At 70.7% G+C, this 11,861-nt stretch carries 8 protein-coding genes; 3 read left to right on the top strand and 5 right to left on the bottom strand.

From position 1 onward, the window contains the following. Positions 1-103: 103 nt before the first annotated feature. Positions 104-547 (bottom strand): MerR family transcriptional regulator, encoded by a 444-nt coding sequence (locus ACWCQK_RS40825; protein ID WP_451164164.1) that lies wholly within the window; start codon positions 545-547, stop codon positions 104-106. 179 nt (positions 548-726) lie between these two features. Between ACWCQK_RS40825 and ACWCQK_RS40830 the strand changes: the two genes are divergently transcribed. From ACWCQK_RS40830 to ACWCQK_RS40840, 3 genes are all read left to right on the top strand, one after another. Next, positions 727-1,677, top strand: a complete 951-nt coding sequence (locus tag ACWCQK_RS40830) for an oxidoreductase (RefSeq protein WP_451164166.1) — start codon at positions 727-729, stop codon at positions 1,675-1,677. Positions 1,678-1,924: 247 nt separating this feature from the next. Then, positions 1,925-2,626, top strand: a complete 702-nt coding sequence (locus tag ACWCQK_RS40835) for a TetR/AcrR family transcriptional regulator (protein WP_451164168.1) — start codon at positions 1,925-1,927, stop codon at positions 2,624-2,626. Positions 2,627-2,900: 274 nt separating this feature from the next. Then, positions 2,901-3,890, top strand: coding sequence for an NAD(P)-dependent alcohol dehydrogenase (locus ACWCQK_RS40840; RefSeq protein WP_451164170.1), 990 nt, complete (start codon positions 2,901-2,903; stop codon positions 3,888-3,890). A gap of 255 nt (positions 3,891-4,145) precedes the next feature. Here the strand turns inward: ACWCQK_RS40840 and ACWCQK_RS40845 are convergent, their stop codons facing one another. The 4 genes from ACWCQK_RS40845 to ACWCQK_RS40860 form a co-directional block, all read right to left on the bottom strand. Next, positions 4,146-7,106 carry a glycoside hydrolase family 2 TIM barrel-domain containing protein gene (locus ACWCQK_RS40845; RefSeq protein ID WP_451164172.1) on the bottom strand — a complete coding sequence of 987 codons (2,961 nt, stop codon included), beginning with the start codon at positions 7,104-7,106 and terminating at the stop codon, positions 4,146-4,148. 131 nt (positions 7,107-7,237) lie between these two features. After that, the gene (locus ACWCQK_RS40850) at positions 7,238-9,967 is read right to left on the bottom strand and encodes a glycoside hydrolase family 38 N-terminal domain-containing protein (protein WP_451164174.1); all 2,730 of its coding nucleotides are present in this window, start codon (positions 9,965-9,967) and stop codon (positions 7,238-7,240) included. A gap of 60 nt (positions 9,968-10,027) precedes the next feature. After that, the gene (locus tag ACWCQK_RS40855; protein WP_451164176.1) at positions 10,028-10,834 is read right to left on the bottom strand and encodes a carbohydrate ABC transporter permease; all 807 of its coding nucleotides are present in this window, start codon (positions 10,832-10,834) and stop codon (positions 10,028-10,030) included. 47 nt (positions 10,835-10,881) lie between these two features. After that, positions 10,882-11,772: a carbohydrate ABC transporter permease gene (locus tag ACWCQK_RS40860; protein ID WP_451164178.1), complete on the bottom strand. Its 891-nt coding sequence runs from the start codon at positions 11,770-11,772 to the stop codon at positions 10,882-10,884. Positions 11,773-11,861 lie beyond the last annotated feature (89 nt).

Below are 11,861 nucleotides of genomic sequence, written 5' to 3' on the forward strand. Positions count from 1 at the left end.
GGCCCCGTTGGCGGCGCTGCCCACCCCCATCGAGCTGACGGTCCGGCACGGCGGGCTCCGTCCGGCGAGGGGCATGCCCCTCGCCGGACGTAGGGGGGCGCGTTCAGCGAGAGGCGGGCTCGCCGCCCCTGTCGTTCCGCAGCCGGGCCAGGACTCCGTCGGCGGCCGCCGGCGTCGCGGCCGTCCCGTCCTCCCAGGCGCGCAGGTAGGCCGCGATGGCCTGCCGGTTGCGTTGCAGCACGTCGATGCGTCTTTCGATGTTGGTGAGCTGGCGTCGCAGTCCGTCCAGATCTTTCGTCGCCGGGCACGGGACGGGCGCCGCTTCCTCCTTCACGGCATCGAGACAGGGCAGAACCTCGCGGATCATCTCCGTCGTCAAGCCCGCTTCGAGGAGTTCGCGGATCTGCAGTACCCGGTCGACGGCGGGCTCGCCGTAGGTGCGGTATCCGTTGTCGCCCCGGAACGGGTGCAGGATGCCGACCTCTTCGTAGTAGCGGAGCAGTCGCGGCGCGACACCCGTCTTCGCGGCCAGGTCTCCGATCTTCACAGTGCTCTCCTCGGCTGGTCTTCCGTGCGGACGGTGTGCCTCGCCGTCGCGCCTGTGGGCGGCCTCGCGGACGGCCGCTTGACCTTCACATTAATGGAAAGGTTTAGCTTTTCCACGTTCCCAGATCGGGCGAAGCGGATATGCCCGAGACCGCGGTGACTGGAAAGCGAGATCAAGAGATGGCGACAGGTTCGAACGCGAGCAAGCCGGGTGGTGGCGGATGGACGGTGGAGCGCATGGCCGACCAGACGGGCCGTACGTTCGTCGTGACGGGTGCGACCAGCGGTCTGGGTCTCGTGACGGCACGCGAGCTCGCGGCGCACGGCGGCCGGGTACTGCTCGCTGTGCGCGACGCGGCACGGGGAGCGGCGGTGGCGTCGTCGCTGCGCAGGGCGTATCCCGGGGCCGAGGTGGAGGTGCGCCGGGTCGACCTGCTGGATGTGGACTCCATTCGCCGGGCGGCGGAGGAGATCGGCGCGGAGGAGTCCGTCGACGTGCTGGTGAACAACGCGGGCATCTCGATGGTCGAGCACTCCGTGACCGCGCGGGGCGCGGAACGTCATCTCGCCGCGAATCACCTCGGCCACTTCGCGCTCACGGCGTTGCTGGAACCGGCGCTGCGCCGCTCACCGGCACCGCGGGTGGTCACTGTGACGTCGTACATGCACGAGAAGGGCGCTCTCGATCTGGACGATGTCGCCTGGTCGCGGAAGTACTCCCCTCTCGCCGCCTACTCGGCGTCGAAGCTGGCCAACGCGGTCTTCGGCGCGGAGCTCGCCCGGCGCGAGCAGTCGTCATCGGCGCCGATCACGAGCGTTCTCGCGCATCCGGGCTACAGCAACACCCCGATGCAGAACAAAGGCACCGGGATCACGGGGATCGTCATGCGCGTTTCCGGCACGCTCTTCGCGCAGAGTCAGGAGATGGGAGCCCTGCCGCAGCTGTTCGCGGCGACCGAACCCGATCTCGCCGGCGGCTCCTACATCGGACCCGACGGCCGGGGCGGGCGGTCCGGACATCCCACAGTCGTGCGGCTTTCGGCGGCGGCCCAGGATCCGGACCTCGGCCGTCGTCTGTGGGAACGCTCGCAGGAGCTGACCGGCGTCCATTGGCACACCACCGCCGTCTGACCGCGCCGTCCGTCGCCGGCCCTGGATCAGTCACGGGACGGCCGTTCCCGCAGCATCGTGTCCAGGGTGCCGGGCGCCGGGCCGGGCCGTCGCTTCCGGCATCGGGCGATCCGGCCGCGCCGGCGGTCTCCGGCATCGACGACGATGGGCCGCGCGGCGCGAACCTGGTGCGTGAGTAGAGTGGGCGGACCGGCGCCCCACCACGGGGAAGCGCGGATGGCTGAGGTCCTTGCCCGGCGGAGAGGGGATGGTGGCGATACCCACGCAGGCCGACGCCGCCACGCGGCCCCGCGCGCCCCTGAGCAGAGCGCGGATCCTGAGTGCCGCCGTCACCCTGGCCGACGAGGGCGGCGTGGACGCGCTCAGCATGCGCAGGATCGCGCAGGCGCTGAGCGTCGTGCCCATGGCGCTGTACAAGCACGTGGCCCACAAGAACGAACTGCTGGACGGCATGATCGACGTCGTCGTCGGCGAGATCGACCCCCCGGTCGGCGACGCCGACTGGAGGACCACCGTCCGTCGGCGCGTGCTGTCGGCCCGCCGTATGCTGCTGCGCCACCCGTGGGCGCCCGGCGTCATCGAGGCACGGATGAAGGAACGGGCCGCCCCGACGCCCGCGTTGATGGAGTACCTGGACTCGATGATCGGGATCTTCCGTGCGGGAGGATTCTCGGTCGACCTGGTGCATCACGCGATGCATGTCATGGGCAGCCGCCTGCTGGGATTCTCCCAGGAGCTGTTCGAGGACACCCCTGACCGCGACCCGGACCCGGACGCGCTGCCGCCCGAGGAGATGGCCGCGCGTTACCCCCACATCACCGAACTGGCCATGGCGGTCGCCCATGACGAGGAGTCCGTCGTCGGCTCGGGGTGTGACGACCAGTTCGAGTTCGAGTTCGCCCTGGACCTGACGCTGGACGGCCTCGAACGTCTGCGGCACACCGCCTGACACACGGCGCGACCCGAGCGCAGGCTTCGGGCAGCTTCAGCGAAACTGTCGACCGCGACCCCTTCCGTCGGCCGTGATCCCTTGACCGTCGGCCGTCGGCCGTCGGCCGGGGACTCCTCCGTCCGCGCCCACGCGCGCACCCACCTGACACACCGCGGACCCGGCCCCCCTCCCCCCTTGACGGGTGTACGCCGTACACCTACGGTGCCCAGTACGGGGTGTACGGCGTACACCCACCGTGCGGGGTGCGCTCACGCAGCAAGGGGGAGACGCGATGAAAGCGATCGTCCAGGAGCGGTTCGGGCCGCCCGACATCCTGCGGCTCGCGGAGGTCGACCGGCCCGGGATCAGGGCCGACGAGGTGCTGGTGCGGGTACGCGCCGCCGCGCTCAACCCCTACGACTGGCACATGATGCGCGGCGACCCGTACGTCGCGCGGCTCACGGGAGCCGTGGGGCTGACCCGTCCGAGGTCCCGTGTCGCCGGGATCGACGCGGCCGGGTCCGTGGAGGCGGTCGGAGCCGACGTGCGCGGACTCGCACCCGGCGACGAGGTGCTCGGCTTCTGCCCGGGCTCCTTCGCCGAGTACGCGCGCACCACCGCGCACCTGCTGGTGCCGAAGCCCGCGAGCCTGACGTTCGAGCAGGCGGCGGCCGTGCCGATGGGAGCGGTGACCGCCTTGCGGGGCATCCGGACGGTGGGCCGAGCGCGGTCCGGACAACGGGTGTTGGTCAACGGGGCCGCCGGCGGCGTGGGCACGTTCGCCGTGCAGATCGCCGCGCGCCTCGACGCCGAGGTCACCGGGGTGTGCGGCGCGCGCAACGTCGACCTGGTGCGTTCGCTGGGCGCCACGCACGTCGTCGACCACGGGTCCGCGGACTTCACCGACGGGCGGGTGCGCTACGACGTGATCCTGGACAACGTGGGCAACCACTCGCTGAGCCGGCTGTGCCGGGTCCTCACGCCGACCGGCACCCTGGTGGCCAACGGCGGCGGTTCACCCGGCCATGTGTTCGGGGTGATGGGGTCCATGCTGCGGCTGATCGCGGCCGACGCGTTCAGCCGGCGGCGACTGCGCCCGATCGTTCCGGCCACTCCGGCCGGTCCGATCCAGGCGGACCTGCTCGCCGTCACCGCACTCGTCGAGGCCGGCGAACTTCACCCGGTGGTGGACCGGACATACGCCCTGGCCGACGCGGCCGAGGGTGTACGCCATGTCGAACGCGGTCACGCCCGGGGCAAGGCCGTGATCACCGTCCCCTGAGCGTCGCCGCCCGCACGACCGACCGCCCGCCGAGCGTACCGACGGTCGGCGTACGGGCGCTCCCCTACGGCGGTCTTCGCACGGCTCGGCCTTCCGGTCGCGGCTCCTCCCGCGCCCCCTCGCCGGGCTCGTCTCGGCACGCGGTGCGGGTGCGGGGGTTGCCGAACAGCGCCGTCGCCGACGGGTGACAAGGCCCGGTGCGGCCTTCCCGCCCGTCGACGACGGCGCTGTCCTACGCGATGTCCGAGCGCCCTCTCATCGGCCCGCGGCGATGCGCAGTCTGATCGTGCGGGATTCGGGGCGCAGCGCGAACTCGGGCCATACATCCGGTCCGCAGGCGCGTGAGCCGAGCCCGTGCTGGGCCGCGTCGACGATCAGGTGACTCGTCGTCGATCCCGGCAGCTCGAAGGGGTGCCGGGCGCCCGCGATCTGCTGCGGGGTGTGGCGGCCGAGCGTGAAGCCGGGCAGACGTCCGCGCGTGTCCGGCAGGGCCTCGATGCGCAGCACCTCGGAGTCGGCGTGGGTCAGCGCCAGTTGTCGCACCTGGGAGCGGTGACCGGTCTCCTGCGGGCGCGCGTAGTCGACCGAGAGGTCGCGGAGGGTGGAGGAGAAGCGCCCGGTGCGTGCCGCCCGCAGGCTGTCGGGGTAGGACTCCAGCGGTCCGAGGCCGAACCACTCGGCGCCGTCGACGGGGGCCGTGCCATCGGGCAGACCGAAACGGATCCCGATCCGGGGCCACACCGTCAGCCAGCCGCGTGAGGGCTCGATCTCGACCCTCAGTTCGAGTTCGTCGCCCTCGATCGACCAGACGGTCTCCACCATGACCGATGAGCCGGAGTTCGCCGCGGAGACCTTGGAGACGGTGCGCAGGGCGTCCGCGGTGCGCTCCACCGACACCCGCCGCGTGGTCAGCCGGTCGAGACCGTCGCGTCGCCACAGTGCGGCCTGGGAGACCCCGGCGACGGCGGCGTCACTCTCCGCGACCTCGTCGGACGCGCCCTCGTCGTTGTCGGTCGGGGCACGGAACAGTTCCAGGCTGGGGCCCGTCACGGACCGGCCCGCGAGGCGTACGAGCGAGCCGTCGACGAATTCGGCCGGGCCGAGCGCGAGTGTTCCGTCGCTGTGCCGCCAGTCGGTACGGAATCGGACAGCGGGCGCGGGACGACGTACCGAACGGTCGAGCTGGGCGGTGGCGATCACATGACCGGCACTCCCCCAGGCGGTGTCGGCCGCCAGCACCGCGTCGACGGTGAACCAGGTCTCCGCGTCCCGCGACACCGGGATCCGGGGAAGCGGTACCCGCGCCGACGCGCCCGCCGCGACGACGGGGACCTCCAGCTCACCGGAGTCCGCGAGCGTCCCGTCATGCTCGGCCCGCCAGCGGAAGCGCAGGTCCGACGTGTCGGCCGAGTGCCGCAGGTTGGTGATCTCGACCTCGTCGGCCCCGCTGTCGAAGGCGAAGCGGACCGGCTGCACAACCGCCTTGAACTCATGGAGACTTGGGGTCGGGACGTCGTCGCTCAGCAGCATGCCGTCCATGACGAAGTTGCCGTCGTGCACGACCTCTCCGAAGTCGCCGCCGTACGCGTAGTAGGGCGTACCGTCCGGGGTGGTCGTCAGGATGCCGTGGTCGCGCCATTCCCACACGAAGCCGCCGTGCAGCCGCGGGTGTTCGTGCACCAGCGCCTCGTACTGGTCGAGCGCTCCCGGCCCGTTGCCCATCGCGTGGGCGTACTCGCACAGCAGGAACGGCTTGGTGCGCTGCCGGGCGCCCTGGGCGGGAGTGCAGTTCATCAGCGGCGCGCGTGAGCCGTCGGTGCCTATCTGCTCGGTCTCCAGCACCGATGAGTACATCCGCGAATAGACGTCCGTGTACTCGCCGGTGTGGTCGCCCTCGTAGTGCACGGGGCGTTCGGCGTCGCGGGCGTGGACCCACGCCGCCATCGCGGCGAGGTTGCCGCCGGTGCCCGCTTCGTTGCCGAGCGACCAGATCACGACGCTGGGATGGTTCTTGTCCCGTTCGACGGTGCGCTGGACGCGGTCGAGATACGCGTCCCGCCACGCCGGGTCGTCGCTCGGATTGCCGATCCAGTCGACCTTGTCGAAGCCGTGCGTCTCGAGGTCGCATTCGAGGACGACCCAGAAGCCGAGTTCGTCGGCGAGGTCGAGCAGTCGGGGATGCGGTGGGTAGTGGCTGGTGCGGATCGCGTTCACGTTGAACCGCTTCATGCGGGCGAGGTCCTCGCGGGCGTGCTCCTCGTCGAAGACCCGGCCGCGCTCGGGGTGGGTCTCGTGGCGGTTCATCCCGTGGAACACGACGCGCCGGCCGTTGACGAGGAACCGGTCGCCGCGGATCTCGACCGTACGGAAGCCGACCCGCAGGGCGATGCTCTCCGCGGCGCTCGACACCGTGACGTCGTACAGACGCGGCTCTTCGGCCGACCAGGGTTCCACCGCCTCGACGTCGAACGCGGCCACGTCGTCCGGCGTGACCCAGACCCGCTCGATGCCGAGCTCAGGCAGCCGGAGGGTGACCGGGAACGCCGACGCGTCGGCGGTGATCTCCGTCTCGACCCGGCCGTGTCCCCGCTCGTACCCGGCCCGGAGCCAGACGTCCTCGATGCCCCCGGCCGGCCGTGCGATCAGGGTGACATCGCGGAAGATGCCCGGCAGCCACCACTGGTCCTGGTCCTCGAGGTAGCTGGCCGCCGACCACTGGTGCACGCGCACGGCGATGACGTTGTCGCCAGGGCGCACTGAGGACGTCACGTCGAACTCGTGGGCGAGCCGACTGCCGCTCGCGCTGCCTATCTCCTCGCCGTTGACCCACAGTCGGAAGAGCGACTCGACACCGTCGAACCGCAGCACGACACGCTCGCTCCCCGACCAGTCGGCGGGCAGGTCGAAGTGGCGCCGATAGTCGCCGGTGGGGTTCTCGTCCGGGACGTGCGGCGGGTCGATCGGGAACGGGTACTGCACGTTCGTGTAGATCGGCCGGCCATAGGCTCCGTCACCCTGGAGCACCCAGTGGGACGGCACCGGGATGCTGTCCCAGTCGCTGTCGTCGAAGTCCTCGACCGCGAAATCCGCCGCCACCGGCACGGTCGGCGACAGCCGGAACCGCCAGTGCCCGTTCAACGAGCGCGCGGGGGCGTCGGAATGCAGCCACGAGCGCGCCGCACGCAGCGCGCCGCGCGCGGGTGCGGTGTCCGTCACGTATGCGGTGTTCTGGGAGGGCACGAAGTCACAACTCTCTGTTGCTGACAAAAGGGGATCCGAACGGCGGCTGCGTCCGCCGACTCGACTGATCGGGCTTGGTCGCCCTCTTCGCACGCGGTCGCCGTGCGCTACCGGACCACGACCGTTCGGATCTCCCAGGGGCCGAGGGCGAGTTCGAGTCCGTCGGTGACCGGCGTCGTGGACAGCGGGCGGCCGAGCAGATCGACCGTGGTGGCTTCGGTGAACGCGCCGGTCACGCGGGTCGCCGCCCCCGTGTCGCTCATGGCCACCAGCCGCAGCTCGGTGCCGGGACCGCGGTCGTCGTCGGCGACGCGGCGGATGCTCGACACGAGGACGTCGGTGCCGTCGACCCGCACGCCGGTGGTGGCGGGCGGCAGTTGGCCCTGCGCGGGTGCGGTCCCGCGGGTGACCAGAACGTCGTTGCGGAAGTCCTCGGCGAGGGCGACCGCGTGCGCGCCCTGCCAGCCGGTCGCCGAGGGGACGACGGCGAACCGGTTCTCGACCCGCACGCCGAGGTCCTGCGCGCCGGGCGCGGGAATCTCGCTCGCGGCGGGCTCGTCCCGCAGGGGATGGATGTTGACGCTGATGGAGCCGATCGCACGCAGCAGCGTGATGGCCAGTTCGGAGCCGTCGCCGACGAGTTCGTACTCGGTGGCGTGGTCGAGCAGGACGTTGGCGGCGCCGGCCGACACGAAGGCGCTCGCGGGGAACGTCGGGATCGGGTACTCGCCCCAGCCGCCCTCGGCGGTGAGGCCGCGCTCGGTGACGGCGAACTGTCCGGCGGACGCGGACCCTGCCGCCGGCTCGGGCAGCGGCACGTGGAAGCGCAGCCGGTGGTCGGCGGACTGGTTCAGGAACGACGTCGACACGCGCACGAACGGCTCGCCCGCGCGCACCTCCACGAGCGTCTCCACCGGGGTCGGCACGGTGTGGCCGGCGCGTACGTCGCGCTCGTCGGAGAGGGCGGCGGGCCACTCGTAGACCCGGGTGACACGGATCCTGGCGCGCAGCGGGCCGTCCTCCAGGAGTTCGGCGGCGACCTGCGTCGGCTCCGACACGAGGACGTCCTGCGCCGGGGGCGCGTAGTTGTAACTGTCGCCGCGGTCACCGCCGTCGACGAGGCGGCCGACGCCGTGCAGCACCGTGCCGTCGGCCCCGGTCACGTCCAGGGTGCCGTCGGCGGCGATCGTGACCTGGACCAGTCCGTTCGACAGCGTGCGGTCCGTCGCCGTCGCGGGGGCGATCGCCGTCGGCCGAGCCGCGGGCCGTTCGCTGGGGGCGACCCGGAAACTCGTGAGCCCGGAGGCGGGGACGTCCACGGCCACCAGCGCGGTCGCGCGGGCTTCCTCCACCGTCAGCACCCGCCACTCGCCCGGGTGGGCGGCGGCCGCGGCGGCGACCTCGCGACGCAGGATCAGCAGGTCGAACGGACCGCTGCTCGGCACCTCGGCGAGGTGGAAGACCAGCGACCCCGGGGTGAGTTCGTAGTGGTCGATCAGGCGGCCGAAGAGCTCACGGCGGTGGATGCGGCGCAGCACGCGTTCGAGCTGTGAGGCGTCCATGCGCTCGTCGGCGAGCACGGTCGGGGCCTGGGAGACGAGCTGCACGGGGTGCGCCGAGCCGTCGTCGGCGGTCGCGACGAGAACGGTTCCCTCGGGCGGCGCCACGACATCCACCTCGGCCAGGGCCGTACGCGGGAAGGGCAGCGGGTTGGCGACCAGGTAGCCGTCGCTCGGCACCCGGGCGGCGGGCTCGGCGAGGGCGGCGTCGCGGACCGCCCGAGCGGTCTGCGCGGCTTCGGCGAGCCGGGCCTCGACCTGGTCGGACGTCTCGTCGGTGCCCGAGCCGACGACCGAGTCGTGCGCGGACGACTCGATGATCTTGTGCCAGGCGAGCGAGAGGAACGGCGAGTCGTCGCGCCGGGACCACAGGGCGTTCATCCGCTCGGCGTGGTCGACGGTGCGCTCGGCGACGGCCATCCGCTGCTTCAGCGCGAGCCGCACGGAGAGCACACCCGGGAGGATGTTGCCCCGCACATGGCTGCGCAGCTCACCGGTGACGACGGCGGACACCTCGTCGCGCACGTGCTCGCGGATGTACTCGTCGAGCGTCGCGATGGTGATGGCGCGTTCCTCGCTGGAGGCGCGCCGCAGCCAGGCCGCCAGTTGCGGGTCCGGGGCGTTGTGGTCGGTGCCGGCCATCGCGAGCACCGGGTCGCCGCCCCAGCGCTCGGCCGTCATCTCCGCGTACTCGCCGAGCGCGCGCCCGATCTGGTCGGGCACCAGCAGGACGTCGAGGCCGTTGTCGTAGCCGTCGAAGAGGAACTCGGTGCGTACCTCGGAGCCGTCGGGAGCACGCCAGCGGAAGGCGTGCCCGTCGACGGAGCCCGGGACTCCGCGCCACAGTGCCGCGTGCTCGATCCCGGCGCGGGCCAGGATCTGTGGCATCTGCGCGACATGGCCGAACATGTCGGGCAGGTAGCCGATCGGCATCGAGCCACCGAGGTCCGCCGCGGCCGCCCAGCCCATCTGCAGGTTGCGCACGATGGTCTCGCCGGAGCACAGGAACTCGTCGAGCAGGATGAGCCACGGCCCGATGGCGAGCTGACCGCCGGCGACCAGGGCCACGACCCGGTCGCGGTTCTCCGGGCGCATCTCCAGGTAGTCCTCGATCGCGGCCATCTGCCCGTCGACGGTGAACCGGAAGTCCGGGTTGGCCTCGGCCGTCTCCAGCACGGTGTCGAGAGCGGTGACGAGGCGGTGCCGGAACACCTGGAACGGCTCGTACCATTCCCGGTCCCAATGGAAATGGGGCACGAAGACGGCGGAGTTCTGCATAGCGCGAGCGACCTTCTCTTTGCGGGTGACGCGGAGGGGGAGGCGAGTGGGGGTGCGCGGTTACTTGAGGGCGCCGGAGGCGAGCCCGGTACGCCAGAACCGCTGGAGGAGGATGAAGAGGATGATCACGGGCACGATCGACACCAGCGAGCCGGTGATCACGGATTCCTGAAGGAGGGGGGCGCGGGCGGTCTGGCCGTTCCACTCGTAGAGGCCGAGTGTGATCGGGAAGAGCGACTCCTTCTGCAGCATCACCATCGGCAGGAAGAAGTTGTTCCAGATCGCGACGAACTGGAACAGGAAGATGGTCACCAGCGAGGGCGCCATCAGCCTGATCGCCACCGAGAAGAAGGTGCGGAACTCACCGGCGCCGTCGAGTCGCGCCGACTCGAGGATCTCCTCGGGGACGGCGGCGGAGGCGAAGATGCGGGCGAGATAGACGCCGAACGGGCTGACGATGCTGGGCAGGAAGACCGCGAAGTAGGTGTTGACGATCCCGGTCGCCGAGAACAGCAGGAACAGCGGGAGCGCGAGCGCGGTGGTGGGTACGAGGACCCCGCCGAGGATGACGGAGAACAGGAACTCACGGCCCCGGAACGTGAACTTGGCGAGCGCGTAGCCGCACAGCGCGGAGATCAGGGTTCCCACGGCGGCGCCCAGCACCGCGTAGATCACGCTGTTCAGGGCCCACTGCACGAAGATGCCGTCGCTGCGGGTGAACAGGGTGCTCAGGTTGCCGAACAGGTCGAAGTGCGAGAACGCCAGCCCGTTGGTGGAGGCGAGGTCCCTCTGCGGCTTCGTCGCCGCGACGATCAGGAAGTAGACCGGCAGCAGGAAGTAGATCGCCAGGAGGAACATCAGCGCCATGACAGCGGTGCGGCTGGCACGGCTTTCGCGGATCAGGTTCTGGTTGCTCACAGCCCGGCCTTCTTCGAGGTCAGTCGCATGAAGCCGAAGCTCAGGACGAAGGTGATGACGGCGATGACCACGGAGATCGCTGCTGCCTGCTGGTAGTTGTTCCCGGAGGCCACCACATACGCGAGCATGTTCGGTGTGTACGTGCTGGAGATGTTCGAGGAGATCTGCCGCAGCACGGCCGGCTCGGCGTAGAGCTGCAAGGTGCCGATGATCGAGAACACCGTGGTGAGGATGATCGACGGGGCGATGATCGGGACCTTGATCCGCCACGCGATCGCCCAGTTGCTCGCGCCGTCGAGTTTGGCGGCCTCGTACAACTCCTGCGGGATCGACTGAAGCGCCGAGAACATGATGAGCATGTTGTAGCCGGTCCACAGCCAGGTGGAGACGTTCGCCGCCGACCAGAGCACGGCGCCCGGACCGAGGAAGTCGGGCTGGAGGCCGACGCTCTTCAGCAGGTCGACCACGGGGCTCAGCTGCGGCGAGTAGAGGTAGGACCACATGATCGCGGCGATCACGCCGGGCACGGCGTACGGCATGAACGCGGTGATGCGGAAGAACGACTTGAACTTCAGCAGCGGGGTGTCGAGCAGCAGCGCCATGATCAGCGCGACGAAGAGCATGACCGGCACCTGGACGATGCCGAACAGTCCGATGCGTCCGATGCTGGACCAGAACTCGTCGTTCTGGAACACCTTCGAGTACTGCTCGAAGCCGCCGAAGGTCGTGTACGACGTTCCGTACTGGCCGCCGGTGCGGCGTACCACCAGGAAGCTCTGCCAGATCGCGTAGCCGACGGGCACCAGGTAGAAGAGCACGAACGGGAGGAAGAACGGGATCAGGAACGCGGCGATGGTGTGGGCCCGGGGGCCGCCGCCGCGGGGCAGCGATCCTGGGGCACTTCACTCCATCGTGGGGTTTCCGCGAACCTTTTCGAATCACGCGGCTCAGGTGTTCCCCTGCGGTACTCCCGCGG

This window comes from Streptomyces sp. NPDC002306 (assembly GCF_053593435.1).